This window comes from Salinispora goodfellowii, from assembly GCF_059570675.1.
Window position 1 is genome coordinate 110,977 of sequence record NZ_JCANTD010000010.1, and the last position, 25,832, is coordinate 136,808.

30 protein-coding genes are annotated in these 25,832 nt (G+C 70.0%); 21 read left to right on the plus strand and 9 right to left on the minus strand.

What is annotated here, in order from left to right; translation table 11 throughout:
- Window positions 1-17: 17 nt before the first annotated feature.
- Together T398_RS13125 and T398_RS13130 are read right to left on the minus strand one after the other, a co-directional pair.
- Window positions 18-887: a polysaccharide deacetylase family protein gene (locus tag T398_RS13125; RefSeq protein ID WP_496447040.1), complete on the minus strand. Its 870-nt coding sequence runs from the start codon at window positions 885-887 to the stop codon at window positions 18-20.
- A 122-nt stretch (window positions 888-1,009) separates the two neighbouring features.
- Window positions 1,010-1,729, minus strand: coding sequence for a winged helix-turn-helix transcriptional regulator (locus tag T398_RS13130; RefSeq protein WP_496446985.1), 720 nt, complete (start codon window positions 1,727-1,729; stop codon window positions 1,010-1,012).
- Window positions 1,730-1,981: 252 nt separating this feature from the next.
- Here T398_RS13130 and T398_RS13135 point away from each other — a divergent pair, with 252 nt between their 5' ends.
- From T398_RS13135 to T398_RS13155, 5 genes are all read left to right on the plus strand, one after another.
- Entirely contained in the window at window positions 1,982-3,013 is a 1,032-nt protein-coding gene (locus T398_RS13135) for a hypothetical protein (RefSeq protein ID WP_496446987.1), read from the plus strand.
- 121 nt (window positions 3,014-3,134) lie between these two features.
- A complete protein-coding gene (locus tag T398_RS13140; RefSeq protein ID WP_496446989.1) occupies window positions 3,135-3,926 on the plus strand; it encodes an LmeA family phospholipid-binding protein in 792 nt (263 codons plus the stop codon).
- Between the two features lie 18 nt (window positions 3,927-3,944).
- On the plus strand, window positions 3,945-4,100 hold the full coding sequence (locus tag T398_RS13145) for an Ms5788A family Cys-rich leader peptide (RefSeq protein WP_018726408.1): 156 nt from the start codon (window positions 3,945-3,947) through the stop codon (window positions 4,098-4,100).
- A 183-nt stretch (window positions 4,101-4,283) separates the two neighbouring features.
- A complete protein-coding gene (locus T398_RS13150) occupies window positions 4,284-5,132 on the plus strand; it encodes a sulfurtransferase (RefSeq protein WP_496446991.1) in 849 nt (282 codons plus the stop codon).
- Window positions 5,129-5,464 carry a DUF1416 domain-containing protein gene (locus tag T398_RS13155; RefSeq protein ID WP_496446993.1) on the plus strand — a complete coding sequence of 112 codons (336 nt, stop codon included), beginning with the start codon at window positions 5,129-5,131 and terminating at the stop codon, window positions 5,462-5,464. The genes T398_RS13150 and T398_RS13155 overlap by 4 nt, the downstream gene beginning before the upstream one ends.
- Before the next feature lie 26 nt (window positions 5,465-5,490).
- Here the strand turns inward: T398_RS13155 and T398_RS13160 are convergent, their stop codons facing one another.
- Together T398_RS13160 and T398_RS13165 are read right to left on the minus strand one after the other, a co-directional pair.
- Window positions 5,491-5,817, minus strand: coding sequence for a hypothetical protein (locus tag T398_RS13160; protein ID WP_496446995.1), 327 nt, complete (start codon window positions 5,815-5,817; stop codon window positions 5,491-5,493).
- The gene (locus tag T398_RS13165; RefSeq protein WP_496446996.1) at window positions 5,814-6,227 is read right to left on the minus strand and encodes a DivIVA domain-containing protein; all 414 of its coding nucleotides are present in this window, start codon (window positions 6,225-6,227) and stop codon (window positions 5,814-5,816) included. Before T398_RS13165 ends, T398_RS13160 begins: the two co-directional genes overlap by 4 nt.
- 197 nt (window positions 6,228-6,424) lie before the next feature.
- Between T398_RS13165 and T398_RS13170 the strand changes: the two genes are divergently transcribed.
- A complete protein-coding gene (locus T398_RS13170; RefSeq protein ID WP_496446998.1) occupies window positions 6,425-6,664 on the plus strand; it encodes a winged helix-turn-helix domain-containing protein in 240 nt (79 codons plus the stop codon).
- 10 nt (window positions 6,665-6,674) lie between these two features.
- On the opposite strand, the gene T398_RS13175 is transcribed toward T398_RS13170, so the two are convergent.
- Entirely contained in the window at window positions 6,675-7,211 is a 537-nt protein-coding gene (locus T398_RS13175; protein WP_496447000.1) for an RBBP9/YdeN family alpha/beta hydrolase, read from the minus strand.
- A 259-nt stretch (window positions 7,212-7,470) separates the two neighbouring features.
- Between T398_RS13175 and T398_RS13180 the strand changes: the two genes are divergently transcribed.
- The 3 genes from T398_RS13180 (at window position 7,471) to T398_RS13190 (ending at window position 9,405) form a co-directional block, all read left to right on the plus strand.
- Window positions 7,471-7,710 carry a winged helix-turn-helix domain-containing protein gene (locus T398_RS13180; protein WP_496447002.1) on the plus strand — a complete coding sequence of 80 codons (240 nt, stop codon included), beginning with the start codon at window positions 7,471-7,473 and terminating at the stop codon, window positions 7,708-7,710.
- 302 nt (window positions 7,711-8,012) lie between these two features.
- On the plus strand, window positions 8,013-8,438 hold the full coding sequence (locus T398_RS13185) for a hypothetical protein (protein ID WP_496447004.1): 426 nt from the start codon (window positions 8,013-8,015) through the stop codon (window positions 8,436-8,438).
- Complete coding sequence (locus tag T398_RS13190; RefSeq protein WP_496447006.1) at window positions 8,428-9,405, plus strand: pentapeptide repeat-containing protein; 978 nt, start codon at window positions 8,428-8,430, stop codon at window positions 9,403-9,405. Before T398_RS13185 ends, T398_RS13190 begins: the two co-directional genes overlap by 11 nt.
- Before the next feature lie 626 nt (window positions 9,406-10,031).
- Here T398_RS13190 and T398_RS13195 read toward each other — a convergent pair.
- Window positions 10,032-14,387, minus strand: a complete 4,356-nt coding sequence (locus T398_RS13195) for a S8 family serine peptidase (protein WP_496447007.1) — start codon at window positions 14,385-14,387, stop codon at window positions 10,032-10,034.
- 255 nt (window positions 14,388-14,642) lie between these two features.
- Here T398_RS13195 and T398_RS13200 point away from each other — a divergent pair, with 255 nt between their 5' ends.
- Together T398_RS13200 and T398_RS13205 are read left to right on the plus strand one after the other, a co-directional pair.
- Window positions 14,643-15,098 carry a winged helix-turn-helix domain-containing protein gene (locus T398_RS13200; protein ID WP_496447042.1) on the plus strand — a complete coding sequence of 152 codons (456 nt, stop codon included), beginning with the start codon at window positions 14,643-14,645 and terminating at the stop codon, window positions 15,096-15,098.
- Window positions 15,099-15,152: 54 nt separating this feature from the next.
- The gene (locus T398_RS13205; protein ID WP_496447009.1) at window positions 15,153-16,004 is read left to right on the plus strand and encodes a hypothetical protein; all 852 of its coding nucleotides are present in this window, start codon (window positions 15,153-15,155) and stop codon (window positions 16,002-16,004) included.
- 88 nt (window positions 16,005-16,092) lie between these two features.
- Here T398_RS13205 and T398_RS13210 read toward each other — a convergent pair whose 3' ends face one another.
- Complete coding sequence (locus T398_RS13210) at window positions 16,093-16,467, minus strand: DsrE family protein (protein WP_496447011.1); 375 nt, start codon at window positions 16,465-16,467, stop codon at window positions 16,093-16,095.
- Between the two features lie 13 nt (window positions 16,468-16,480).
- Between T398_RS13210 and mtfM the strand changes: the two genes are divergently transcribed.
- Together mtfM and T398_RS13220 are read left to right on the plus strand one after the other, a co-directional pair.
- Window positions 16,481-16,582, plus strand: coding sequence for a small membrane protein MtfM (gene mtfM, locus T398_RS13215; protein ID WP_496447013.1), 102 nt, complete (start codon window positions 16,481-16,483; stop codon window positions 16,580-16,582).
- Window positions 16,582-17,175: a nitrobindin family protein gene (locus tag T398_RS13220; RefSeq protein ID WP_496447015.1), complete on the plus strand. Its 594-nt coding sequence runs from the start codon at window positions 16,582-16,584 to the stop codon at window positions 17,173-17,175. Before mtfM ends, T398_RS13220 begins: the two co-directional genes overlap by 1 nt.
- Here T398_RS13220 and T398_RS13225 read toward each other — a convergent pair.
- Window positions 17,132-18,043, minus strand: coding sequence for an aminotransferase class IV (locus T398_RS13225; protein ID WP_496447016.1), 912 nt, complete (start codon window positions 18,041-18,043; stop codon window positions 17,132-17,134). The genes T398_RS13220 and T398_RS13225 overlap by 44 nt on opposite strands.
- Window positions 18,044-18,176: 133 nt before the next feature.
- Between T398_RS13225 and T398_RS13230 the strand changes: the two genes are divergently transcribed.
- The 8 genes from T398_RS13230 to T398_RS13265 all read left to right on the plus strand — a co-directional run bounded on the left by T398_RS13230 (window position 18,177) and on the right by T398_RS13265 (window position 24,497).
- Window positions 18,177-18,605, plus strand: coding sequence for a Fur family transcriptional regulator (locus tag T398_RS13230; protein ID WP_018218115.1), 429 nt, complete (start codon window positions 18,177-18,179; stop codon window positions 18,603-18,605).
- Complete coding sequence (ygfZ, locus tag T398_RS13235) at window positions 18,602-19,711, plus strand: CAF17-like 4Fe-4S cluster assembly/insertion protein YgfZ (protein WP_496447017.1); 1,110 nt, start codon at window positions 18,602-18,604, stop codon at window positions 19,709-19,711. The genes T398_RS13230 and ygfZ overlap by 4 nt, the downstream gene beginning before the upstream one ends.
- A 111-nt stretch (window positions 19,712-19,822) precedes the next feature.
- Window positions 19,823-20,665 carry a beta-keto acid cleavage family enzyme gene (locus T398_RS13240; protein WP_496447018.1) on the plus strand — a complete coding sequence of 281 codons (843 nt, stop codon included), beginning with the start codon at window positions 19,823-19,825 and terminating at the stop codon, window positions 20,663-20,665.
- 92 nt (window positions 20,666-20,757) lie between these two features.
- Window positions 20,758-21,717, plus strand: coding sequence for an asparaginase (locus tag T398_RS13245; protein ID WP_496447019.1), 960 nt, complete (start codon window positions 20,758-20,760; stop codon window positions 21,715-21,717).
- A 160-nt stretch (window positions 21,718-21,877) separates the two neighbouring features.
- The gene (locus T398_RS13250) at window positions 21,878-22,528 is read left to right on the plus strand and encodes a helix-turn-helix domain-containing protein (protein WP_496447020.1); all 651 of its coding nucleotides are present in this window, start codon (window positions 21,878-21,880) and stop codon (window positions 22,526-22,528) included.
- A 104-nt stretch (window positions 22,529-22,632) separates the two neighbouring features.
- Window positions 22,633-23,211 (plus strand): hypothetical protein, encoded by a 579-nt coding sequence (locus T398_RS13255; RefSeq protein ID WP_496447021.1) that lies wholly within the window; start codon window positions 22,633-22,635, stop codon window positions 23,209-23,211.
- A 90-nt stretch (window positions 23,212-23,301) separates the two neighbouring features.
- On the plus strand, window positions 23,302-23,613 hold the full coding sequence (locus T398_RS13260; protein ID WP_496447022.1) for a DUF2516 family protein: 312 nt from the start codon (window positions 23,302-23,304) through the stop codon (window positions 23,611-23,613).
- Window positions 23,610-24,497, plus strand: coding sequence for an alpha/beta fold hydrolase (locus tag T398_RS13265; protein WP_496447023.1), 888 nt, complete (start codon window positions 23,610-23,612; stop codon window positions 24,495-24,497). The genes T398_RS13260 and T398_RS13265 overlap by 4 nt, the downstream gene beginning before the upstream one ends.
- 142 nt (window positions 24,498-24,639) lie before the next feature.
- On the opposite strand, the gene T398_RS13270 is transcribed toward T398_RS13265, so the two are convergent.
- The coding region (locus T398_RS13270; RefSeq protein WP_496447024.1) for an autotransporter outer membrane beta-barrel domain-containing protein at window positions 24,640-25,832 on the minus strand (1,193 nt) is incomplete at its 5' end.

The following is a 25,832-nucleotide window of genomic DNA, read 5'->3' on the forward strand; positions in this document are numbered from 1 at the left end:
GGTAGCTCGGGAGCCCGTCAGGTGACGCCGGGTGAAAGCCCCGTTACCAGGAACCGGGCGGTGAGCTCGGGCAGGATCCGGTTTAGGGCCTCCACGGTGTCCTGCCGGGGCCCACCCGCATCGTGCAGGAGCACGATCGAGCCGGGTTCCACCCCGTCGAGCACGGTCGTCGTGATGTGATCGGCGCCGGGGCTCTCCCAGTCCCGCGGGTCGATCGTCCAGTGCAGCGGGGTCATTCCCAGTTCCTCGGCCGCGGACACGATCGAGTAGGTCCAGGCGCCGCCGGGCTGGCGGTAGTACGAGATGGGGGCGTCGGGGACGGCGGCGTGGATCGCGTTGCTGGTCCGGGTCAGGTCTGCCCGGATCTCGGCCGGTGACCGGGAGCCGAGGGCGATGTCGTGGTTCCAGGTGTGGTTGCACAGGGTGTGCCCGTCGGCCACGATCGCTTGGACCAACTCCGGGTAGGCGCTGGCGTTCTCGCCGGTCACGCAGAAGGTGGCGGTGACCCCGTACGCCTGCAGGGACCTGAGGACCTGTGGGGTGTACTGGGGGTTCGGCCCGTCGTCGAAGGTCAGGGCCACGGCCGAGGTTTCGGTGGTGCGCTGGGTGCCTTCGTCGTAATAGTCGCTACTCGGGGTCGGTGCTGGGACGGCTGCGGCGTCGCCGTCGTGCTCCCATGGTGTGGTGGCGCTGCTGTCGGGTGTTGGTGTCCCCGACGGGGCGGACTGGTCGGGCGAGTGCGGTGTGGTGGCGTTGCTGGTGATCGGGTCTCCCGTCGGCGCTATGCCACGCCCGATCGCGAACGCGGAGCCGAGCAGCGCGATCACGACGACTGCCGCGATGGCGAGGGAGCGGGTGGCGGGGGTGAGCTTTCTCAGCCCGCCCATCCGGGTGGGATCGCCGCTTTTCATCTGCACCGTATGTACCCCCGTACTTACCGGTAAGCGGTTCTAGAACATGAGGATAGTCCCGATTATCGGTAATAATCGGGCAAATGGTTAATAGCGGATCAAGCGGGAATCGGGGCGGGCTCCGACTCCGGTAGCGCCCGGGCGGGCGGAACAACGAACTTGTAGCCGACCTGGCGGACGGTGCCGATCATCGACTCGTACTCGGAGCCGAGCTTGGCGCGCAGCCGACGGACGTGCACGTCCACGGTGCGGGTCCCGCCGAAGTAGTCGTAGCCCCACACCTCGCGTAGCAGTTGGTCCCGGGTGAAGACCCGCCCCGGATGCTGCGCCAGGAACTTGAGCAGTTCGAACTCCTTGTACGTCAGGTCGAGGGGGCGGCCCTTCAGCTTCGCGGCGTAGGTGTCCGGATCGATGGTCAACTCGCCGGCCCGAATCGAACTGTCGGCCCCCGTGGTGGTGTCCGTCAACCGGCCGATCACTAAGCGTAACCGGGCCTCGACCTCAGCGGGGCCGGCTGAGGCGAGGATTACATCGTCGACGCCCCAGTCGGCGTTGAGTGCGATCAGCCCGGCTTCGGTGACGACCGCGAGCAGGGGCGCGTTGAGTCCGGTGGCGTGCAGCATGCGGCAGGTGTCCCGGGCCTCGCTCAGCTCGGAGCGGGCGTCGATCACCACGACGTCTGGGCTGGGGCCGGCGACCAGGGTGCGTACGTCGCGGGGGGCGGTGTGGACCGAGTGGGGTAGTAGGTCGAGCGCTGGCAGCACAGCGGATGGTTCACCTGCGCGTGCCGTTACCAGAAGCAGGATCTCCACGATCATCTCCGTCCCGGCGGCGCGGTGGCCGCGCGTGACCCAGCGCGCGCTCCGCACTGAGGCACTGAGGGCACTGGGGTACTGCGGGGTCCCGGCGTCACTGACGGGCGGGTAAACAGGTTGAGCCTAACCGATCGCCCTGCGTCAACCTTCGGTGCGAATCTGTTTTGTCTCCTTATGTCCTCAACTGGGGGGTAGGTTTTAACGTCGCCGAAACCGTGCGCCCGCGGCGCCGGCGCGGTCTGGCACGATCGGTGGGTGCTTCCCTCCAGCAGACCCGAGACCGGCCGTGAGCCCTGGCCCGAACAGCCTTCCAGTGGTCCGCCCGCGCCGCGGGCCGGAGGTGACGACGGGCGGCCGGAGCGCGGCGGCCCACGCCGGGCCCGGCGGGACGGGGACCCGGTCCGCCGGGCTCCGGGCGATCCCGATGACGGCCAAGAGCAGGACGCGGAGGAGGCCCCGCCGGTCGCGGTGCGTCGGTCCGTCGCGCTGGCCGTCGCCGGCTTCGCGGCGCTGCTCGGGATGGGTCTGGTGCTGGCGGCGCAGACCAGCGGCCCGGGGCACCGGATCCCGTTCACGGTCGTCATCTTCGGCGTCCAGGCGCTCTCGGTGCTGGCCTGGACGATGGCGTTTCGCCCACCGGCGTTGATGACGGTGGCCGGGGTGGGTGCCGTCGCCGCGATCATCGCCGACACCGTCGCCGTCCGCAGCGACCCGGCCCGGCTGATGCCGCTGGTGCAGGTCCTGCTGGTCGGCCTGGTCGCCGCGGTCGTGGGGCAGTTCGTCCGGCGGGTGGACCGGGCGCAGGTTCTCGAATCGCTGCGCGGCACCGTGCTCATTGTCGCCGGCTCCGTCGCCCTCCCCACCATGATCGTGCTCACCCGGATCCCGATGGGCACCCAGGTCATCACGGTCTGCCTGGTCGCGGCCGGGGTCGCACTCGCCGTAGCCCGGATCACCGACGCGTTCGTCGCCTGGCCCCGGCTGGCCCCCCAGGTGCCACGGGGTGCGGTCGGCGTGGTTGGCGGTGCCATGGTCGGCACCATGGTCAGCGCGGTCCTGGGCAGCTACCTCGTCACCCCGTTCACCCCGACCCGGGCTGCGATCATGGGGCTCGTCGCGGCGGTCGTCGCCGTCCTGGCCGACCTCGCTGTCGGGTTTGCGGAGGTGGGTCGGGAAATGGCCGGCGAGCCGACCCCCGGGTGGGCGATTCAGCACATCCAGGGTCCACTCACCGGCTTCGCCCTCGCCGCGCCGGCCGCGTACGTCCTGTGCAAGCTGGTCCTCTGAGCGGTCGGAGCGCCACGGGTCCGGGTAGCCTCGCCGCAGCGACGGCGGTGCCGGGAGGAGCCCGGCGGTGCCGGGGAGGGCGGCGGCGGTGACAGGAGCGATGGCGGTGCCAGGAGGAGCTGTGACGACCGAGGAGCGCCCGTACCAGGACGAACGCCCCCGATCCCGGCGCGGGCGGCGCGTACTCGTCGTGCTCCTGGTCCTGCTTCTGGGCCTGGTCGGGCTGGCGGTGGTGGCCGACCGGGTGGCAGCGGGGGTCGCCGAACGCGCACTGACCGATGAGGTCCGCGAGGAACTCGCCAAGGAGGGCGTTCAGGCCGGGCCACCGGAGGTCGAGATCGGCGGTTTCCCCTTCGTCACCCAGGTCCTCGACGGCCACTACGAGCGCATCTCCATCCGGCTCACCGAGGTCCGGGGATCAGTCCAGGGCGACGTGCTGGCCCTGCCGACCCTCGACGTCGACGCCTACGACGTGACCGCCTCGCTGGACACCCTTCGTTCCGGACGGGGCGGGGTGACCGCCGGGAGTGTCACCGGCACCGGCACCATCAGCTACGACAGCCTCGCCGCCCGGCTCGACCAGGAAGGGCTGCAACTGGGGGAGCGGGACGGCCGACTCGCGGTGACCGCTCCGGTGGAGCTCCTCGGGCAGCGAGTGCCGGTAACCGGCACCGCCGACATCACGGTTGACCAGGGCCAGGTGTCGCTGCGGTTCACCAACCTGACCGCCGAGGGCATGCCGAACAGCTCGCTGGTCCGGGCGTTGCTGAATACCTTCGCCGAGGGCATCTCCGTTGACCTGCCACTGCCGGCGCTCCCGTTCGACCTCACCGTCAGTGAGGTCCGGCCGTTACCCGAAGGGCTCCAGGTCACCGCGGAGGCGGCCGAGGTGCCGATCCACGCGGGGAGCTGAGTCGAGTACGCGTCCCGGATGGTGGTTGAGCCGTGGCGCGCGGCGACATCGCTGGTAGTCTCGCTGCCCATGGGGATGTTCCTCACCAAACGGCGCGCGGTCGACCTGTGCCGTGTGGCCACCTGCCTGTGTCGCCCTGTCCGGTTGACGGCGGGGCTGTTCTCGGCCGCCTGACGCGGCCTCCCAGCGCCCAGGGTCGGCGCACCTGACCGGTGCCCCCCTCCTGCGCCAACCAGCGGCGCCGTCGCACGACCCGTGATCCCGATCCGAGCCATGGGTCCCGCGCGTGGTGGACCACCGACGCACCATGACCTCCCGCGCGCTGGCTCACCATCCATCCTCACCAGGAGTGATCTGATGAGTCGTGACACCGCACTCGTCTCGGCCGACTGGGCCGAGAAGAACCTCGAAACCCCGGGTGTCGTCTTCGTCGAGGTCGACGAGGACACCTCGGCCTACCACACCGGCCACCTGCCCGGTGCGATCAAACTGGACTGGAAGACCGACCTACAGGACCAGGTCCGCCGGGACTTCGTGAACAAGGATCAGTTCGCGGCGCTGCTCTCCGAGCGGGGCATCGCCAACGACGACACCGTCGTCCTCTACGGCGGCAACAACAACTGGTTCGCCGCGTACGCGTACTGGTATTTCGCGCTCTACGGCCACCGTGAGGTACGGCTGCTCGACGGCGGTCGCAAGAAGTGGGAGCTGGACGCCCGCCCGCTGACCACCGAGGTGGTGTCCCGCCCGCCGACGCGGTACGTGGCGCTGGAGCCGGACCGCACCATCCGGGCGTTCCGCGACGAGGTGGTGGCCGCCATCGGTACGAAGAACCTGGTCGACGTGCGCAGCCCGGACGAGTACGCGGGCCGCCTGCTCGCCCCCGCCCACCTACCGCAGGAGCAGGCGCAGCGTGCGGGCCACGTGCCCACCGCGATCAGCGTGCCGTGGTCCAAGGCGGCCAACGAGGACGGCACCTTCAAGTCCGACCAGGAGTTGCGCGAGATCTACGCCGCGGCCGGGCTGGACGAGGGCCGGGAGACCATCGCCTACTGCCGGATCGGTGAGCGCTCCTCGCACACCTGGTTCGTGCTCCAGGAGCTGCTCGGCCACCGGAATGTGAAGAACTACGACGGCTCCTGGACCGAGTACGGCTCGCTGGTCGGCGTGCCGGTGGCGCTCGGCGACGAGCCCGGGAAGAGGTGAACGTCATGACTGCTTCGACCGCGGCCGGGTGCGCCGCCCCGGATCAGGCCGCTCCGCTGCCGGCCAGCCTCGACCTGGAGAAGGAGACCGTCATCGCCGGAGTTGTCCGTGGCGCCGCGGGTGAGCCGGTGGCCGGTGCGTACGTCCGCCTGCTCGACTCCACCGACGAGTTCACCGCCGAGGTGGTCACCTCGCCGGCCGGGCAGTTCCGCTTCTTCGCGGCGCCCGGCACGTGGCGACTGCGTGCGCTGTCCCGGCACGGCAACGGTGACACCATCATCACCGCCAGCCGGGGCATCAACGAGGTGGCTGTCACGGTGGTCGTCGACTGACCGCCCTGCTGTCTGACTGCGGCCCGCTACCTCCGGTTGCGGGCCGCAGTCGTCCGGTCGCGTCGCGCGCGGCCGACGACGGGCTGGAGGAACCGTCGGGAACAGCCGCCGTCGTGGTCGGGCCGCAGCAGGCAGCGCCAGCCGTGCTCCAGTCGCCGGTCACAGAAGACCTGATGGTGTACGTCGAGTGCGCCGGTGACGGAGACCGTCGTCTCCCCGAGCACCAGCTCGGGCAGGAAGCTCAGGGAGCGGGCCAGCGAGCGGGCGAGCAGGCGCGCGCCGGCGAGGTCATCGGCGTGCAGGGTCAAATGGACGACGAAGCGCGGTCGACTGTCGTGGTCGGGCGCGGTCATGCCCGTACGCCCGGGGTGAACCGGGACTGCCAGTCGCGCAGCGCCCGTTTGATCCGGACGTTCTCGTCTCGGGTCCTCCGCAGCTCGGTCTGCAGCACGGACAGGTCCGCCGCGACCCGATAGAGGAAGAGTTCCACCTCGGACGCGTCGAGTCCCCGCCGGACCTGCGGGAACTGCCGCTGCCGTACCTCCTCGGGGGTCAACGGCCAGCGCGTCGCCGACCGGTGGTACCCGCGGTGGTGTCCGCCCGCGTTGCCGGCGAACGACCGGTGGTGCTCGCCCACATCGTTGGCGGCGCTGGTGGGACGGCCGACGTTCGCACTGATCTGCGCGCGTGTAGCGGGGTGGCTCGGGGTAGGGCGGTCTCGCCAGCGACGGAAACGTCGGAACGGGTTACGCACGTCAACCACCTCTCCGGACCGGACGGGCCGGGGTGAGCCGTGCCCAGCCCACCCCGACCGGGGGATCGGCCCTACTCGTTGTCACGCGAGGAGGACCTGTTGGCGAACTTATGCGCGTAAGGCGCAAGAGTCAAGGCTCGGGTGGGCATCGGCTTGTCGAGGTGCCGGGATGCGTGATCGAATCAACGAGCCACGCGAGGAGCGCCATGCCTGCTGTACCGGATTACCTGAGAATCTCTAACCGAATCATGACGGACGTCGAGAGCGGCAAGCTCAAGCCGGGTGAGAAGCTTCCGTCGATCGCCCAGCTCTGCGAGCTGCATCAGGTCGGCGCGTCCACGATCCGCCAGGTGTTCATCCGGCTGGAGGCGCTGGAGGTGATCGACCGCCACCAGGGCAAGGGTGTCTTCGTGACCGATCCGAAGACGTGGCTCCGTAAGTCATGAGCCGGTGGCGTCAGGGGATGAGTGCGTCGAGGAGCTCGAACCGTTCGTACGGCTGGTGGTGGTCGCCGAAGTGCCCGTCGTCGCGCACGATCTGGGTGCCGCCGAGCCGCTCGAACATGGCGCGTCCCTGGCTGTCGTCGCAACCGTACGGATCTTTGCGGGAGTTGACGAAGTAGATGTCCCGCACGTGCGACCGGATCGCGGCCCAGTCGTAGCTCTGTTGGAGGACCGGTTCCTCCTCGGTGTTGGGCCGGGTGCAGTAGCCGGCGACCAGGATTGCCTGGGCGACAGTCACGTTGACCTGCTCCAAGACCGCGAGTAGTAATGCGGCACCGCCGGAGTGACCGACGAGGACAGTGTCTTCGTCGAAGCTGTGCCCGTTCAGCACCTTTGGCAGGAAGGTAGCTATCGGCTCAACATTGATACCGGGGTAGTGCGGCACCTCGACGGCGTATCCCCGGGCCGCGAGTCGCCCTCTCAGCCAGGGGTACCAGCATGCGTCGGGGTTGCCGCCGGTCCCGTGGAGGATGATCGCTTTGCGTCCCACTGTGCCCCCTTTGGATCGACGTCCTTATACTCCATGCCTGGCTTCATCGGTCAAGGCAGTTCGCGATCGCCAGTTCGCAGTGGGCAGCGGCCCACATCGCTGTCGGCGCCGGTGAGGCATCCTAGATCCGCACCGATCAGCGACCGGTGCGGGCAGTGCGCTGGCTCGGGCGGGACGGAACGATCCTGACGGCGGCAACCGGCCGGTCTCGCCAGCGACGAAATCGTCGGGTCCTACTCGTTGCCACGCGAGGAGTGAGATGCCAGCGACACCGGACTACATCCGGATCTCCGACGAGATCATTGATGACATCAGGTCAGGCCGATACAAAGCCGGGGACAAGCTGCCCTCGATCGCTCAGCGCTGCGAGCGGTACCGCGTAAGCCCGTCCACGATCCAGCTCGTCAACGTACGACTGGAGGCGCTGGAGGTGATTGACCGTCACCAGGGAAAGGGTGTCTTCGTGACCGATCCGAAGACGTGGCTCCGTAAACCCTGACCCGCCGGCATGACGCACTTGGGCATCTTGGGTGATTTAGGGCAAACCGGGTTCCGTGTCCTCGGCGGTTGCCTGGTACTCACTCATGCCGCAAGAGGATGACAAATCGAACATCGGCTTTAACATTGTGGACTGGTCGCCAGCGTGATCGTCCATCACATTCATCGCCCTGGCATTGATTTATCCTCAGCCGGGGTTCTAGGATTTCGTCGACTTCGGTGTTCTCCCGTAGCTTCCGGTTGGCCGGTTGCCAGCCGCCGGCCAACCGGTGGAAGAAAGAAGGAGGCGGCTATTGTTCGCCTATGTCGTTCGAGCCCCTTTCCACTATGGAGTCAGCCCTCTGGGGCCTACTAGGTAGCTTCATTGTGGAAGCACTCGAACTCGGCGCTGCGCTGCGCCGCGCGAAAACCCTGCCATGGAAACGCCCAGACGAGCCGGGACTCCCCGCCTACCTGGCCTCAGTCGTGCTCCGGCTCGCCGCTGGCGCGGGACTCGCCGCCCTCATCGGAGCCGACGGGCAACTGGCGAGTCCCTTCGCTGCCGGGCTCCTCGGCATCACCGCACCGCTATTGATCGAAAAAATCCTGCGCCAGGTTGACATGGCGCCGACCGAAGCCGCCGCACCGCACCATCGCTCGACGCTACCCCGCAGTCGTTCCTTACCACCCCCGCTAGCAAAAGACCAGAAGCTGGCCCCGGGAGATATGGATTCTTCCGATGTCGACTGACTCCTTTCGTCGTCAACTTGTGCTAGCGCTCGGGCGTTCCTCTCCGGCCTTCCACCCACCACGAGCAGCCCGAACCGGCCATTTAAGACACTTTATTGGTGCACTGACCCGACGTACCCCAGCCTTCACCGGCCAACAAATCGGTAGCCTGCCCGACGTCAATCTCCGCCAGGGCGACTCTCGTGCCGCCGACTTCCGCGGGACCGACTTGGCCGGCGCGGAGCTGAACAGCAGCGATCTTCGCGAGCCCGATCTCGTCGGAGTCAACCTCGCCAACTTCGCCGGAGTCGACCTCACCGGTGCGAACCTCGCCGGTGTTGACCTCCGTGGTGCGGACCTCACCGACGTCGACCTCACCGGCGCGAACCTCGCCGGTGTTGACCTCCGTGGCGCGGACCTCACCGACGTCAACCTCACCGGCGCGCTCCTCATCGGGGCCAACCTCGCCGGGGCCAACCTCGCTGGCGTCGACCTGACCGCCGCGAACCTCCGTGGCGTTGACCTTGCCGGTGTTGACCTTGCCGGTGTTGACCTCGCTGGCGTCGAGCTGGCCGCCGCCAACCTTACGGCGGCCGACCTTACGCGGGCCGATCTCACCGGCGCGTTTCTCATCGGTGCCGACCTCACCGGTGTTGACCTTGCCGGTGTCAACCTCGCCGGCGTTGACCTTCGCGGAGTCAATCTCACCGGCGTCAACCTCACCAGCGCCGATCTCCGTGAGGCCAACCTCGACCGCGCCAATCTCACCGGCGTCAACCTTTGCGAGGCCAACCTCTACGGTGCCGTTCTCACCAGCACCGCACTTGCGGGGGCACGGTGGGATTGGGCCACCATCTGGCCGCCCGAGCGGGCGGCGGAGATCTGGTTCCGGTCGGCGGAACGACCGGATCAACCGGGTGTCTACGTCGTGCTACCAGAAGCCGGCGGCCGGGATCGCCCACCCGTTGCCGTGGGACCGGGCACGTAGGCGTCGGCGTGGTCGCTGCCGCCGTTACAGACCGCCTTATCGAGGGTCCGAGGATGCCGCAGGCTGTGCTGATGTCAGAACCAAGCGTACGAGTGCCAGTGGACCAGCTCCGACAGGTGTGTTGAGCTGCTAATAGCTCAGGTAGCGGCGGGCAGAGCAACTGACCTTCCGATCCTTCGGGGCATTTCTGGTCATACCGTCGCCGGAGCGGTACGACGTGTACAACGAGCCGGCTCTGCTCACGATCGGACAGGTGTCCGAGTCTTGGGTCGACCTTCGGGCATGCTTGAGGGTGGCTCGAACGCTCCTGGTTAGGGGCTCGTTTGGCTCGCTGATGTTCTGCGGGCAATAGGCGATGAGGCTGTGGGTTAATCACAGGCGAAAAACGACTGCTGAATTCGCAATTTTCAGTTGGGTGCGCGGCTCTCCTTCCGGAGCGGCGCCAAGTTTGGAGCAGTGGCGGCCGCTACTGGCTCAAGACCAAGGCGGATGAAAGCTGGCAGGTGGCGAACGGGCGCCCCACCCCGGGAAGGGGTGGGGCGCCGGTCGCTGGCCAGCCAGCGCTAGCCCATCGGTGTCGGTGTCGGTGGTCGGTGACCCGCTCGGGTCGCCGGCCACCGACCTACTCAGATGCCGCTTGCTTTCGTGCAGTCCGACGACGGTTCCAGGCTGAAGTCGAGGGTTGCGACGAACCCTGCCTGAACCCGGATGCGGTCGAACTCCGGAACCCAACCGTCCTTGGCGACGATCACGTCGTAGCGGCCCTTGGGCAGCCAGACCGTGTACTTGCCGGAGGCGTCCGCCGTCAGGGTGAAGCCGGCGCCGCTGCCGGACGCGTTCACCCGGACGGTGGCCGGCACGCCGGCCGTCTCCCCGCCACAGGTAACCCCGGTGACCGTGCCCTGCAGCTTGCCCCAGCTCTTCGGCGGAGACACGTTCATCTCCACCTGCACCGGCGGGACCGAGTTCGGCGTGTCGGCCGTGAACGCCAACTCGCCGCTGTAGCGACCGGGCTGCTCGACCCCGGCCTCAGCGGTGGCCGTGAGCGTCACCTTCACCTTGCGGGACTCGCCCGGCTCCAGCGTGAAGCTGGACGGTGCGGTGCTCAGCCACGGCAGTTCCGCCTCCGCGGCGCACAGGTCCAGCCCGCCGAGGTGTTCGGTCTCCGCCGATCCGACGAACGAACTGGGCGAGCCGCCGATCCGGTAGGCCCCACACGCGGCGGCCCCCCGGTACCGGCTGAACTCGGCGTTCGGCAGGTCCTGCCAGGTGCCGGACGCCGGGTCGTAGGCGATCGTCTGGTTCGTCACCGTGCTGGAGCCGTTGGTGACCCCGCCGGCCAGCACGAGCATCCCACCGGCCGCGGCGTACGACGAACCCCACAGGTCCAACGGCATGTCCGCGATCGGAGTCCAGGTGTCCGAAGCCGGGTCGTACCGGTGGGCTTCGGTCTCGGCCCCCGAGCCACCGGCGCAGTAAACCTGGGCGCCGAGGCCACCGCAGCTCATCCAGGAGACCGGGCGCGGGTAGGGGGCAACGGTGGTGAAGGTTTCGGTCTGCGGGTCGAACGCCACCGTCTCGTCCGAGGCGGTACAGGAGCCGTCGGTGCAGCCGCCCACCAGGTAGATCTTGCCAGCGACGACGGCGGTTCCGGGGGCAGCGGTTGGCGCGGGGTTGGTGACCCCGTCCAGAGTGCTCCAGGTTTCGCTGGCCGGGTCGAAGACATTCACCGTGGGGTCCGGGTCGGAGGTGCTGCCCCACCCGCCGGTGACGTAGATCTTGCCGCCGACCGTCGCGACGCCCGGCTTCGCCCGGGAGGTGGGTAGCGCCGTCAGCTCCGACCAGGAATCGGTGTCCGGGTCGTAGACCCAGGTCGCGCGTTCCGTGCCGGTGGTGCTACCGCCGCCGATCGAGTACACCTTGCCGTCCAGGACGGTGGCGGAGTTGTCGAAGACCTCCGCCGGGAGGTCCGCGACCCGGGTCCAGCTGTTGTCCGTCGACTCGCCGACCTCCGCCGGTGCTCCACCGTACGTGGTCCCGGTGCGGGCCGTGCTGAGGCCCTTCATCGTGACCTCGCGCAGCGGGGCTCCCGGCTGGTTCAACAGCTCGAATTCGCCGGCCCGCTCCAACACCTCGACGTTGGCCGGGGCGGTGCCGGTGTTCTTCACCGTCACCTGGGTGCTCCGGGTGCTGCCGTACGGCTGGTGTGACTCCACCTCGGTCGGGGTGACCGTGAGCTCCCCGGCGGCGAGCGCGATGTCGGCCCGGGTTACCTCGTCGGCGGCGATGGTCACGTCCTGGGTGGCCAGCGGGTACGGCGTCCTCTCCGCGGTGAACGGGTGCGTTCCGGTGAGGCTGGAGAAGAGCCAGTAGAAGCCGTCCGACTCCGCCGGGTCGTCCGGCGTGCCGGCCGAGACAGCGTTCTCCTCGGGCTGATCCACGCTGGTCACCGTGACGCCGTTGAGGGGTGCGCCGGTGTTCTGGTCGCTGGTCGTGCCGACCACCAGGCCGCCGGGCACCGGAGTGCAGTTGAGGTTGGACAGGACGACATCGTCAACCTGCCACCACCAGGCGAAGCTGCCGGCGAAGCGGAACCGCACCTGGGCCTCCGACGCGCCGGCCGCCGGCGTCAACGGCACCTCTTCGACCCGCGGCCCGCGCAGGCTGCCGGTCTGGTGCCAGACGTTGGTCCAGGTTTCGCCGCCGTCGGTGGTGACGTCGATGTCGGCGCTGTCGCTGATGCCGAGTGCCCGCCAGTCACTGTTGAACCGCAGCACCGGCGCGGGGGTACCGGAGAGATCCACCGTCGGGCTCACCAGGTCGGTGTCCTGGCTGTTGCCGAGGCCGAGCTCGTCGCTGTCGATGATCGCGAAGCCGCCGCTGCCGCCGGTCAGGTTGCCTCGCCCGCCGAGGTCTTCGAAGGTCCAACCGCCGTCCTCGGTGCGGTTGACCACCGACCAGCCCTCCGGCGTGGTGGTATCGGCGAAGTCCTCCGTCAGCAGGGGGTCGCCGTAGCTGCCGGTGTAGCCGGCGGCCGTGCAGGACTCCTCTACCGGAACGGCCAGGTCGACGGTGGTGGCGTCGCCGCCGACCGGTACCTCCCGAGTCACCGTGTGGTAGCCCGGGTACTGCGGGGTGGCGGTGATCGAGATGGTGTTGTCGCCGGCCACGGTGGTTGACCATTCTCCGGTCACCGGGTCGGTGAAGGTCGGGTCGCCCGGCTTACCGGCGATGTCGATCTGGGCGTAGAGCGGCCAGCCGTGCCCGGAGGCGTCGGTGACCTGACCGCCAACCGTGACCACCGGGCTGGCGACGAGTGCGAAGTCTCGGGTCACCGCCCCGCCCTCGTCCACGGTGAAGGTGTCCGACTGCGACTCGTAGCCGTAGACGCTGGCCGTCACCGTGACCTCACCAGCCGGCACGGTCAGCGCGTACCGGCCGTCGGTGCCGGTGGTGGTGTCGCGGGTGCCGTCGTCGATGGTTACCCCGGCGATCGGCTCGCCGTCAGCGGCTGAGGTCACCATCCCGGCGACCCGTCCGACCGGGCCGCGGGGGGCCTCGTTGACCGACGCGTACGCGTCGAGCCGACCTTCGCCGAAGACGTTGTTGTCCTCCGCGGTCCCGCCGCAGCTGGTGTCGTCAACGTCGCGGGCGGTGCTGTCCAGCAGCGCCTCGGTGGCCGCCAGGTCCCCGCGGAGGCTGGGCGCGACCGACCAGATCAGGGCCGCCGTGCCGGCGACGTGTGGGGCCGCCATGGAGGTGCCGCTGAACGCGGCATACCCGCCGCCGGCGACGCTGGAGCGCACGGACACTCCCGGCGCGGCGATGTTCGGCTTGAGCAGGTCGGTGCCGGAGCCACGGCTGGAGAAGCCGGCGATGGCGCCGTTCGACCCGTACGCCCCGACGGCGTACGAGCTCTCGTAGTCCCCGGGGGAGCCGGCGGTACCGCAGCTCGGGCCGCTGTTGCCGTTGGAGAAGACCGGGAGGATCCCGGCGGCCCGCCACGCGTCGACGGTCTGCTGGTACCAGGGGTTGTTGCCGCCGCCGCCCCACGAGTTGTTGACGATGTCGGGGCGCAGGTCAGGGCGGGGGTTCTCGCCGTTGGCGTCGGTCGGGGCCAGGATCCACTGGCCGGAGGCGAGCAGCGCGGAGTCCGAGCAGGTGCCGAACTCGCAGCCCTTCGCCGCGATCCACCGGGCACCCGGTGCGACGCCGATCTGGTTGTCACCCCCGTCGTCACCGACCATCGTGCCCATCGTGTGGGTGCCGTGGTCGTTGTTGTCGCAGGGGTCCGAGCCGGGACAGATGTCCGACGGGTCGAACCAGTTGTAGGCGTGGTCGAAGCTGCCGCCGCCGAGGTTGCCCCGGTAGGAGTTGACGAGGGCGGGGTGGTCGTACTGCGTGCCGGTGTCGATGTTGGCGATCACGATGCCTTCACCGCGGTTGCCGAACTCGTCCCACACCTGGGGGGCGCCGATCTCGGCGACGCCCCACTCGATGGCGTCGGTGCGGGCCTCGGCCTCGGCGGGCGTCGGTTCGACCAGCTGGCGGCTGCGGACCGGTTCGATCCGCTCGACCTCGGGTCGGTTCGCGATCTCGTCGATCAGGGCCCGGTCACCGTGGACCTGGACGGCGTTGGCGATCCAGTAGGAGGTGTGCTCCGCCTTCCGCGCGTCGAGCAGCCGCAGCAGGTCGGCTTGGGTGCGTTCGGCGGTGTTGGTCAGGAGCTGGTGGACCGCACGGGCCCGGTCGTCGGGCGTCTGCAGGGTCGCGGTACTGGCGAGCGGTGCGGTTTCCCGTAGGTAGACCAGGAAACTGGTGCTGTCGCTGGTCTCCAGCAGCTCGGACGCGACGGTTGCCCGCTCGGATGCGCCGGGCGGCGACGCGGCGAGCGCTGGCTGGGCGCTTAACCCCAGCACCAGCGCCCCGAACGCGACGGCCAGACGCCCCAGGCGTGACCGCGCGGATGGTCGTACGAACACGTGTCCTCCCCACGTCCGCGGGCCCGGGCTGTTCCGTGCCCGCGCCAGCCATGCTCGTGAAAACACCGACGCTGATCAATAAATTGTCTCGGTCAGTATTCGATCAGTGACTGGGCGCGCTTCTGGTCGTACGCTGACTCGGTGTTCAGCCCGACATCATCTCGGTGAGGTGATGCCCGTCGGGTCAACGCGGGTGCCTGGGGAGGCGGCGTGTCTGAGCGGAAAGGTCCAATCGTGGTCTGTGTGAGCCCCGACATGGCCGTGCGCGAGCGCGTGCTGCGTCGCCTCGACGGGGTGGGGCCGGTGTTGAGCTGTGCTGATCTCGCGGAGCTGCGGGCGATGCTCTTTCCTGAACCGCCCGTCACCGAAGAGCGGGGCACCGGTCCACCGGAGACCCCGGTCCGCTACGGCGAGCTGGTGGTTGACCCGCCGGGGCACCTGGTCACCTGGCGGGGGCATCCACTGGCGTTGACCCGTACCGAACGGCGGTTGTTGACCCGGTTGGTGACCCCGCCGGGCCGGCTCTGGAGCTACGAGCGACTCTTCGCCGCGGTCTGGGGCGGCGCCTACCTCGGCGACACCGCGATCCTGCACTCGGCGATCAAGCGGCTCCGGCGCAAGCTGCGCCTGCTCTCCGGTGGCCCACGGGTGCTGACCGTGCGCGGCGTCGGCTACCGGCTCGTCCTGGGCTCCGACGACTCGGGCGGATAACGCGGCCGCCCCGGCGGCGGCTGACCCGGGTCCGGGGCATGACACGATGGCGCGGTGAGCGCTGTCCACCCGGGGTACGCCCCACCCTCCGGGCCTGATCGCCCGCCGTCCCGGTCGTGGGTCCGGCGTTGGCTGCTCGTGGGCACGGCGGCCTGGGCGGTGCTGCTGGCCGGGCTGGCCTGGTGGTCGGCCCGCACCGACGAGCCCACGGTGCGGGAGCAACGCACGATTGAGCAGGCGTCGCCGGTGGTCAACGCGGCGGTCGGTCGGCTCGTCGCCGAGCTCGACGGCGCGGCGTGGGCGATGACCCCGCCCCGCGTGGAGCGGGGCTGCCGGGTCACCCCGGTCAGCACGGGCGCCGAACTGACCCGCGGGATCGGCGTCCTGGTCGCCGAGGGAGGCGAGCGCGAGCTGCTCCGCCAGGTCGCCGACGCGCTGCCGGCGCGATGGCGGGCCGGGGTTCGCGACGCCGCCGAGGGTCCGCTGCTGCGCGCCGACGCTGGTGAGTTCGTCCTGGTCGAGGGGGAGTCGACGAGTCCGGGCCGGGTTCGGTTTGAGGTACTGACCGGCTGTCGTCCGGCCGGCGCCGCGTCCGGCGATCTGCTGCTGGGGAGCCCGCCCGAGGCAGCGCTGCGTGCCGCGTTGCAGGCGCTGGGCCGTCCGGTGCCGGAGCAGGTGGATCAGATTTGGACATCGTGCCCTGGCGGCGCGAAGGCCCGGACCGAGCGGTTGGCGGCCGGCCCCGAGCCGGCATCGTTGAGCGCCCTGGCCCCGTTGGCCGCCGCCGGCACCGTTGTGGTCGACACCCCCGAGGTGTACGCCTACCGGAGCGGCACCGACCTGGTCATCGCCGACGCCACCGGCGACCAGCTGCACCTGATGCTCTCCACCAGCTGCGCGGAGTGAACCCTCCGGTCCGACCCGCCGGCGCAGACCAGCCCGTCCTGGTAGCCGAGCGACCGGCCCGTCCTGGTAGCCGAGTGACCGGCCCGTCCTAGTAGACGAGTGCCCGGGCCTCCTCGGCCATGACCTCCTCGAGGAAGACCGCCGAACCGGCGATCCGGACGCCCGACAGCACGTCGCCGGGCCCGATGTCCCGCCGGGCCGCGCACTGCGTGCAGGCGGTCACCCGGCCCGTCGTCAGGATCACGTGCAGTAGCTCGCCCAGCGGCGCCGCGTGCGGCAGCTCGAACTCCTGCGCCCGGCCGGGCAGCGCGAACCAGGTCGCCTCACCGGTCAGCCAGAGCGAGACATCAACTCCGGCGGCGGCTGCGGTGGCGGCGATGGTGAACGCCTGAGCGCACCGTTCCGGGGCGTCAACACCGGCAGTGACCTTGACGACGAGGGTTTTGCCCACGAGCGCCAGCATAGGATAGTCGCCGATGGTCACCGAGATAGGGTTCGTAAGTTTGCTGGTCGCCGGGCTGGGCGGGCTCGCCGGCGGCTTGGTCTACCTCGCCGTACGCATTTCGAGAGGGCATTAGTGAGTGACGAGAATCCGCTTCAGCCGCCGTGGCTGAACGCGCCTCCGGTGGACCCGTACCCCTACGAGGAGAGCCACGACCTGCGTACCGGCCCGAAGCTGCACCCCACTCTGGACGGCCTGCTGCCGTACATCGGGGTGTGGCGGGGTCGGGGCCGGGGCGGCTACCCCACCATCGAGGATTTCGACTACGCGCAGGAGATTCGGATCAGCCACGACGGCCGACCGTTCCTCTGCTACGAGTCGCGGGCGTGGCTGCTGGACGAGCAGAGCCGCCCGGTCCGCCCGGCCGGGCGGGAGACGGGTTGGTGGCGGCCGGTACTCGATGCTGACGACCGGGCGACCAACGAGTGGGAGGCGCTGATGAGCACGCCCACCGGCGTGATGGAGCTGCACCTCGGCAAGCGCACCGGCACCCAGCTCGAGTTCGCCACCGACGCGGTGGTCCGCACCCCCACCGCGAAGGAGGTGACCGCCGGTCACCGCCTCTTTGGCATCGTCGAGGGCGCCCTGCTCTACGCGCAGGAGATGGCTGCGGTCGGGCACGGCCTCACCCCGCACCTGTCCGCCCGGCTGATTCGGGTGGGCGGCTGAGCCAGTCCGGCTGGTCGTCGTCGGGCGGGACGGGGAAGCCGAGAAGCGCCTGTAGCCGCCGGGTGTAGGCCGACCGGGGCCGGTCGATGCCGTCCAGGAGGCGGACCTCGACCAGGCCCCGGACCGACGAGCTGAACCAGACCGCGTCCGCGGCGTGCAGCTCGGGCGGGGTCGCCAGCTGCTCGTGCGCGCCCAGCCCCACCTGTGCGGCATTTGCCAGCAGCCAGGCGGCGGTGGTGCCGGGCAGGACGCCGGCTGCGGCGGGGACCGTGCGCAGCGCCCCGTCGGTGAGCCAGAGGACGTTGGCGGTCGGCCCCTCCAGGACGTACCCGTCGGTGGAGGTCCAGAGCGCGTCGTCGACGCCGTTGCGGGACGCCCACCGGCGGGCGGCGTTGTGCACCGCGTACGACGTGGTCTTGCTGCCGGTGGGCAGCCAGTCCAGGCCGGCACGCCCGCGGGCCGGCACGCCCAGCGGCAATGTCGCCACGGTGATCCCGTCCCGGCGGGCCGCCCGAGCCGGCGGTGGCACCGGGGCCAGCGTGGCGTACACGGTCGGGGCCATGCCGCCGCCCGCGCCGCGGGTGCAGACCAGCCGCAGTGCCCCCTCGACCTCGGTGGGCCAGTCGACGCAGATCTCCTCGAGCAGCGCGATCAGGGCGTCGGCCGGCGGCAGGGTCAGACCCATCACCGGCGCCGCCCTGGTCATCCGTTCCAGGTGCGCCTCCCGCAGCCAGGGCCGGCCCGCCCGCAGGTGCATCGTTTCGAAGAGGCCGTCACCGTGCAGGACGCCCAGGTCGTCGCCGCGCAGCACCGGCTCGGTGACCGGCACCCGGCCCCGCCCGAGCACCGCGATCCTCGCCGTCGTCATGGCCGCCGAGCATAGGGCCCGGGCGGGCTGCGCCGAGTGGGGTCCGACCCGGCACCACCGACACGGGTGCCGGCCGAACGGGGCCGGTAGGACGGGAGAGTGCTGTTCGGCCCGAGCGAACTATGCTTAGACGGTGTCCGAATCCTCCCTCGCGGAACTCCTCCGGGCCCGTGGGCTGCGCTTGACGGCGCAGCGGCAGCTTGTCCTCCAGGCGGTGTTGGATCTGGGGCACGCCACCCCGGAGCAGGTCCACACGGCCGTCCGGGAGGTGGCCGCCGGGGTCAACATCACTACTATCTACCGCACGCTGGAGCTGCTGGAACGGCTCGGCCTGGTGACGCATACCCACCTCTCGCACGGCTCGCCGACCTTCCACGCGGCCGGCGAGGACCAGCACGTACACCTGGTCTGCCGGGAGTGCGGCGCGATCGACGAGATCGATCCCGCCCTGCTGCGCCCGTTGGCCGACCAGCTTGCCGAGCAGCGGGGGTTCCGGGTGGACGTCGGCCATGTCTCCCTCTTCGGCCGCTGTAGTCGTTGCGCGAACGGGGAGCAAGAATGATCGATATTGCCGGGGCGGTCTCCGTCGAGAGCATCGACGAGGACAGTCGGGATCAACCGGAGCCGGCGCATGCCGCGGCGGGGGTCCGCTCGGTGGCGGCGCACTACGGGGATCCGCTGCGCGAGCAGCGCACCCTGGAGACGGCGGTCGGCCTGGTCGACCGTTCGCACCGGGGGGTGATCGCGGTGCCGGGTGAGGATCGCCTCGGCTGGCTGCACACGCTCACCACGCAGCACCTGGCGGATCTGCCCGCCGGGCAGGGCACCGAGCTGCTGGTGCTCTCCCCGCATGGGCACGTCGAGCAGCACGCGATGGTGACCGAGCAGGGCGGTACGACCTGGCTGGACACCGAGCCGGGCGACACCGGTGGGCTGCTCGGGTATCTGGAGCGGATGCGCTTTTTCAGCAAGGTGGAGCCGCGCGACGTGACGCCGGAGCACGCCCTGCTCTCGCTGGTCGGCCCGGCGGCGGTGGACGCCGTGGCGACGCTCGGCGTCTCCGGCCTGGCTGAGCCGGACCTGCTCGAGGTGCCCGGCCCGAAGTTCCGGGCCGGCTCGGTGCCGCCCCGGTCGACGGTGCGCTACGACGTCCGTGCGCTACCGATCGGGGGCTGGGCCCGCCGTGGCCCGCTCGGCGTCGACCTGCTGGTGGCTCGGGAGGCCATGGGCCGGGTGGTGGCCGAGCTGCGCGGCGCGGATGTGCCGGTCGCCGGGCTCTGGGCGTATGAGGCGGTGCGGGTGGCCGCCCGTCGGCCTCGGGTCGGGCTGGACACCGACCACCGGAGCATTCCGGCGGAGGTGGGCCTGGTCGGGCCGGCCGTACACCTGGAGAAGGGCTGCTACCGGGGACAGGAGACGGTGGCCCGGGTGCACAACATGGGTCGGCCGCCGCGTCGGCTGGTCCTCCTGCACCTGGACGGGGTGACCACGGACCAACCACCGTCGGCCGGCACTCCGGTGACGCGGGATGGGCGGACGGTCGGCTTCGTCGGCACCGCCGTGCACCACCACGAGCTGGGCCAGGTCGCCCTGGCGGTGGTCAAGCGCAACGTGCCCGACGACGCCCGGCTGCTGGTCGGGGAGACCGCCGCGATGATCGATAGCTAGGGAAGGACCCCGGTCAGACGCCGTTTACGGCGGAAGGATTCAGGTTTGCCAGTCGGCATGCCGGAAGACTTCCGGCCGGACGGTCGTCGATCGGGCGACTAGGATCCGGGCATGACGACAGGAACGTTGATCACGGTTGCCCCGACCGGGGCCGAGTCGGCCAAGGTTGAGGTGCCGGCGCTGCCGGTCACCCTCGATGAGCTGCTGCTGACCGCGAAGGAGTGCGAGGCCCTGGGCGCCTCCGTGGTCCACGTCCACATCCGGGACGCCGCGGCGCAGCCGACCCTTGACCAGCGGCGGCTGCGCGAGACCGTCGCGGCGCTGCGCGAGAGCACCGACCTGGTGGTGCAGCTCTCCTCGGGTGGCGCGGTGAGCGACCCGGAGACCGACCGGCTCGCCGTACTAGACGCCGCTCCGGACATGGCCTCCTGCACGATGGGCACGGTCAATTTCGGCACCGACGTGTTTCTCAACCGGTGGGAGTTCATCGTCGAGCTGCACACCCGGATGCAGGAGCGCGGCATCGTCCCGGAGTACGAGATTTTCGACCTGGGGCACCTCACCGCCCTGCAACGCCTGCTCGGCAAGTACGGACTGCCGGCCGGCGGGCATGTGCACGTCGACCTCGTCCTGGGCGTGCCCGGCGGAATGCCCGGCACTCCAGCGGCCCTGGTAGCCGCCGAGCAGATGCTGCGGGACCTGCCAACCGGCACCACCTTCTCGGCGACCGGCGTGGGCCGGAGCACGATCCCGGTCCTGCTGGCCTCGCTCTCGGCCGGCGGTCACCTCCGGGTGGGCATGGAGGACACGGTGACCTACGCCAAGGGGCAGCCGGTCGAGTCCAACATGCAGCTCGTGGCCCGCGCGGTCGGCTTCGCCCAGCTCGCTCAGCGCCCTCCGCTCACCACCGCCGAGGCCCGGGAACTACTCGGCGTGTCCGCCCTTCGCCGGTAAGTGGTGTGTCGGGGGTCGCCCCTGACGATGCGTGCCCAATTCCCTGATCACCCGTCGGCTGGACGTTCCCGAAGGGCGGTAACGTCCACCCCGTGGGAAAGACGTACGAGGGCGGCGTGCCGCTCGTTGAGGTGGTCCGGTCGGGTTTCGTTGAGGGCGTGCATCGCGGGTCGGTGGTGGCGCTCGACGCGACTGGCGCGGCGGTGGCGAGGGCGGGGGATGTGACGTCGCCGATCTTCCCCCGATCGTCGAACAAGCCGTTGCAGACGGTGGGAATGATTCGGGCGGGCCTGCGGCTGGGCGACTCCGCTGACCTCGCCCTGGTCTCGGCCAGCCACGAGGGGGAGGATTTCCACCGGGCCCGGGTTGGTGGGTTGTTGGCGCGCGCTGGGCTCGACGAGTCCGCGTTGCACTGCCCGCCCGACCTGCCGGCGGATGAAGCGGCGCGGGCGGCGGTGCTGCGCGCCGGCGGTGGCCCGACCCGGATTCAGATGAACTGCTCCGGTAAGCACACCGGAATGCTGCTGACCTGCCAGGCGGCGGGCTGGCCCGAGGAGGGGTACTGGCGCAGCGAGCATCCGTTGCAGGAGCGGTTGCGAGCGGCGATTGAGGAGTTCACCGACGAGCCGGCGGCGGCGGTCGGGATCGACGGCTGTGGCGCACCGGTGCTGGCCGTGTCGTTGTCTGGCCTCGCCCTGGCGTACCTGCGGCTGGTGCAGGCGGAGCCGGGCTCGCCGGGGCGGGCGGTGGCGGACTCGATCCGGGCGCATCCGGAGATCGTCGGCGGTACGCGGGCCGACGACAGCCGGATGATGCGGGCGGTGCCGGGGCTGCTCGCGAAGATCGGGGTGGAGGGGGTCATCGCCGCGGCCGTCCCGGGCGTCGGTGCGGTGGCATTGAAGATCGACGATGGTGCCGGCCGGGCCCGGATGCCGGTGCTGGTCTCCGCGCTGCGCCGGCTCGGGGTGAGCGCACCGGCGTTGGCGGAGTTCGCTGAGGTCCCGCTCTTCGGCGGGGGGCGGCCGGTAGGCGCCGTTCGGTCGCTCTGGTGATCTGCCGGAGCGGAAGTTAGGTGTCGCGGTGCTGGCTGCCGTTGGGGGCCAGTGCCGTGGCTTCCGGCCACGCGTCCGGGCGCTGCGGCCACGCGTCCGGGCGCTAACTCTGGCTAGCATTTTGCTTGCAGTAGTTAGCGCCGCGAGCTAGCGTTGAGTTATGGCCAGTGGAAAAGACCTTCCCAACATCGGCGGGTTCATTCGGGACCTGCGCCGGAGTGCGAAGATCTCCCTCCGGCAGCTGTCCGAGCAGGCGGGAGTCAGTAACCCGTACCTGAGTCAGATCGAGCGCGGGTTGCGCAAGCCCAGCGCGGAGGTGTTGCAGCAGCTCGCCAGCGCGCTGCGGGTCTCCACCCCGGCGATGTACCTGCGGGCCGGGCTGCTGGATGACCGCGAGGGGCAGGGCGTTCTCGCCGCGATCGCCGTGGACCCTGACCTGACCATGGCACAGAAGCAGTCGCTCACCCAGATCTACGAGACGTTCCGTCGCGAGAACGCGCGGCTCGCGGAGGCGACCGCCGCCGCCGACGTGGCGTCGGCCGACGCCGCGACCGGCCCGGTCACCACCGAGGCCGCGACCGGCCCGGTCACCACCGAGGCCGCGACCGGCCCGGTCACCACCGAGGCCGCGACCGGCCCGGTCACCACCGAGGCTGCGACCGGCCCGCCCACCACCGAATCGGTCGCCGGCCCGCCCACCACCGAACCGGAGTCGAGCCCAGCCGAGCCGTCTGGGGCCTCCGCCGACCTGGCCAACATCGCGGTCACCGGCCCAACGACGACCGGGGGTACGCCGACCGGCGGCGCGTGAGTCGCACCGCCATCGACCCGACTCCATTTCCGTCCCGACGCCAGTGCAGCAGTCCGCCCATAGGGCGACCCCGAAGCCGCCGATGCGGTCGAAGAGGAGAAACGATGACTAGTCAGCCTAAAACCACTCGTATCCCCGCCCCCCTCTACGCCGCCGCCGGTGCCGGCGATCTGGCGTACCAGCAGCTGCGAAAGCTCCCCGCGGCCGTGACCGAGCTGCGTAACCGGGTCGCTGCCGACCTCAGCACGGTAGACGGGGCCGAGCTGCGCCAGAAGGCCACCGAGACCTTGCGCACGGCGACCGCAACCGCCGAGAACCTGCGCCGGCGGGCCGCCAGCGACCTGGACCTAAACCGGCTTCGGGAGACCGCCACCCGTAACGCAGCCGTCGTGGTCGCCAGTGCTCAGGCCGCGCAGGAGCGGGCGGTCACCACCTACGGCGCGCTCGTCGGCCACGGGGAGCGGGTTGTCGGCGCTGGAGTGCTCGAGGCCGCCGACACGGTGAACACCGACATCGAGACGACCGAGCAGGCCCCCGCACCCACCCCGGCGCAGGTCGCCGAGGCCGCCGAGGCCAAGCCGGCCGCCGTCAAGAAGCGTGCCACCAAGGCTGCCGGCAAGCCGGCCACCTCGTCAACGAAGTCGTCGCGCGCGACGAAGCGGACCCCGCCGGCCGGCGACTGACCAGCGGCGACGGGCGAATGCCCGTGACGCCGAAGACCCCGGAGGTGGCCTGGCGGACGTCTCCGGGGTCTTCGGCATAAGCTTGCCGGCATGGCCATCGCCGCGCCGATCTTCGCCTTTGCCGTCCGCGACGTGATAGAGCTGATTCTGCTCGTCTTCGCACTCATCGTGCAGGGAGTCGCCCTGGTCCACGTCATCACCCAGCGGTCCGACGCGTTCGCCGCGGTCGGCACCATTCCGAAGGGTGCCTGGGCGGCGATCCTCGCCGTCTGTCTGGTCATCACGCTGCTTGCCCGGATCAGCATCTTTGGACTGGTCGGGGTGGCTGCTGGGTTGATCTATCTGCTCGACGTCCGGACGGGTCTGCGGGACCTCCGGGGCGGCCGGGGGAACTCCTGGTGAGAGGCTTCCGGTGGCCGCCCCCACCGGATGGCGGCCCCCGTACCTGGGGTCCCGGGCCGAGTGCTCCCCGCACCGGGCGGCCAGCACTGCCGGAACCGGAGACGGAGCTGGTCGCCACGCCGCACGGCGTCCTCCTGGAGCAGTTGGTCACCGGCGCCGGCGATCCGGTCACCGTCTTCGCGCATGGTCTGGGCAGCGGCATCGCCACCACCCGTCCCTTCGGCAGCGGTGTTACCGGCCGCAGACTCTTCTTCCAGTTCCGTGGGCATGGTCGCTCCGCCGCCCCGCCCGGGCCATGGACGTACCACGATCTCGCGCGCGACCTGCGGTCGGTCGCGGACCGGGGCCTCGCGACCCGGGCATTCGGCGCGAGCCTGGGCGCGGGTGCGCTCTGCCGGCTGCTCGCCGACAACCCGACGCGGTTCGACCGGCTGGTCTTCTACCTGCCGGCGGTGCTGGACCGGCCGCGGGGCGATGCCGCCCGCCGCCGGCTGACGGCACTGCTCGACGCGCTCGGCAGCGGTGATGTCGGTCAGCTCGCGGAGGTGGTTCAGTTGGAGCTTCCACCGGCCGTCCGGAACACGCCGGCCGGCTGGGCATACCTACGGCAGCGCCTCGATCAGCTGCTGCGAGACGGCCTCGGCTCGGGATTGGTCGGCCTGCCCGGATCGGTGCCGGTCCGCGACGCCACGGAGCTCGCCGAGGTCACGGCGCCGGCTCTGGTGATCGGGTGTGTCGGCGATGAGCTGCATCCGGTCGAGGTCGCCGAGCGGCTCGCCGCCGCGTTGCCCCAGGCCACCCTGCACGTGTACGACCGACCTGGTGTCCTCTGGGCCAAGCGGGCCGACCTGCGGGAGCGCATTTCCACCTTTCTCAACGAGTAGCCCGGATGAGACGCGGGACCAGCGCGGCTTCGGTCTGCCGGCGGGGGAGCCCAGGGCGACTGCCCAGCTGAGTTCCGCCCTCGTCCGCCGACCGGCGGAGGAGGGCGGAACCCTGGTCTCGCTGTGGAGGTGGGGAGGGTTGCTAACCGGCGCAGCCGGGGACGTCGACGCAGTTGTTGGGTTGGTTCTTGGTTACGGTGGTGCCGGTTGCGGTGTTGAGCTCAACTGTGCCGCCACTATTGAAGATGCCTCCGCCATCAGTGATGGCGATGTTTTTGACGACTTTTGTGTCGATGAGGCTGGCCGTGTCGAGATTGAAGATCCCGCCGCCTTGATCGGCCTGGTTGTTCGTTATTGCGGTGTTTCGCGAAACGAGATCACCAAGGCTGTAGATGCCACCGCCTTCGGTGGCGGCGGTGTTATTCGTGATGACGCCGCCCTCGGTCACGACGGAAGAAGCCGGGTTTACCGCTAGCCCGCCACCCCGGCCTGCGATGGCGGTGTTTCCGTTGAGGGAAACGGATCGGAGCGTGATTTGTGCTTCGATGCCGCTGAGTAGGCCGCCAGCCTCCATGGCTGTGTTGTGTGAAATATGGCTGTCCGTGATGATGCCGGTCGTGGCGACAAAGAGGCCACCGACGTTTCCGCCCTGGGTGTGGTTGGCGGTAATGGTGCTGTGCTCGATCCGGACGGAGCCGAGGCCGAGAATTCCAGCACCTGCGACTGCGGTGTTGGCCTTTACGTGGGACTTTTTGATTTCGAGGGGGCCGGAGCTGTTGATGCCGCCGCCGATGCTGCCGGCGGTGTTGTGGCTGATGGTGGACTTCTTCAGGTGGATGGTGCCGTCGCCGGCGATGCCGCCGCCGTCGCGTTCGGTGATGTTGCGGGTGATGGTGCTGTGGTTGGTGGTGAGGGTGCCGCCGGTGTTGACGAGGATTGCGCCGCCGTCGCCGTCGGTCTGTCCGCCGGTGAGTTTGAGTTTGTTGAGGGTGAGGTCGCCGCCGGTGTTGATGGTGAGGATGCGGAACTGGTTGGTGGTGGCGGCGCGTTCGATGGTGGTGTGTTTGTTGCCGTTGAGGGTGATGGGGGTGGTGATGGCGGGCAGGCCGGCGCCGTCGAGGTCGGCGGTGAGCAGGTAGGTGCAGTTTTTGGTGAGGTTGAGGGTGGCGCCGCCGCGGGCGTTGGCGAGGGTGATGGCGGCGATGAGGGCGTCGGCGCCGCAGGGGACCGGGATGCCCTTCTCCGTCTTCTCTTTGTCCTTGCTCTTCTTCCCCTGGTCTTTGCTGTCGCCTTGGTGGTTGTTGGGGGGTTGGTTGGCGTTCTGGGGGTGGTCGC

Coding starts and splice junctions, on each gene's coding strand:
- T398_RS13125 (WP_496447040.1), bottom strand. CDS start 887: ATGGGCGGGCTGAGAAAGCTCACCCCCGCCACCCGCTCCCTCGCCATC.
- T398_RS13130 (WP_496446985.1), bottom strand. CDS start 1,729: ATGATCGTGGAGATCCTGCTTCTGGTAACGGCACGCGCAGGTGAACCA.
- T398_RS13145 (WP_018726408.1), top strand. CDS start 3,945: ATGGTGGTTGAGCCGTGGCGCGCGGCGACATCGCTGGTAGTCTCGCTG.
- T398_RS13150 (WP_496446991.1), top strand. CDS start 4,284: ATGAGTCGTGACACCGCACTCGTCTCGGCCGACTGGGCCGAGAAGAAC.
- T398_RS13160 (WP_496446995.1), bottom strand. CDS start 5,817: ATGACCGCGCCCGACCACGACAGTCGACCGCGCTTCGTCGTCCATTTG.
- T398_RS13170 (WP_496446998.1), top strand. CDS start 6,425: ATGCCTGCTGTACCGGATTACCTGAGAATCTCTAACCGAATCATGACG.
- T398_RS13180 (WP_496447002.1), top strand. CDS start 7,471: ATGCCAGCGACACCGGACTACATCCGGATCTCCGACGAGATCATTGAT.
- T398_RS13185 (WP_496447004.1), top strand. CDS start 8,013: ATGTCGTTCGAGCCCCTTTCCACTATGGAGTCAGCCCTCTGGGGCCTA.
- T398_RS13190 (WP_496447006.1), top strand. CDS start 8,428: ATGTCGACTGACTCCTTTCGTCGTCAACTTGTGCTAGCGCTCGGGCGT.
- T398_RS13200 (WP_496447042.1), top strand. CDS start 14,643: ATGGCCGTGCGCGAGCGCGTGCTGCGTCGCCTCGACGGGGTGGGGCCG.
- T398_RS13210 (WP_496447011.1), bottom strand. CDS start 16,467: ATGCTGGCGCTCGTGGGCAAAACCCTCGTCGTCAAGGTCACTGCCGGT.
- mtfM (WP_496447013.1), top strand. CDS start 16,481: ATGGTCACCGAGATAGGGTTCGTAAGTTTGCTGGTCGCCGGGCTGGGC.
- T398_RS13225 (WP_496447016.1), bottom strand. CDS start 18,043: ATGACGACGGCGAGGATCGCGGTGCTCGGGCGGGGCCGGGTGCCGGTC.
- ygfZ (WP_496447017.1), top strand. CDS start 18,602: ATGATCGATATTGCCGGGGCGGTCTCCGTCGAGAGCATCGACGAGGAC.
- T398_RS13240 (WP_496447018.1), top strand. CDS start 19,823: ATGACGACAGGAACGTTGATCACGGTTGCCCCGACCGGGGCCGAGTCG.
- T398_RS13250 (WP_496447020.1), top strand. CDS start 21,878: ATGGCCAGTGGAAAAGACCTTCCCAACATCGGCGGGTTCATTCGGGAC.
- T398_RS13255 (WP_496447021.1), top strand. CDS start 22,633: ATGACTAGTCAGCCTAAAACCACTCGTATCCCCGCCCCCCTCTACGCC.
- T398_RS13260 (WP_496447022.1), top strand. CDS start 23,302: ATGGCCATCGCCGCGCCGATCTTCGCCTTTGCCGTCCGCGACGTGATA.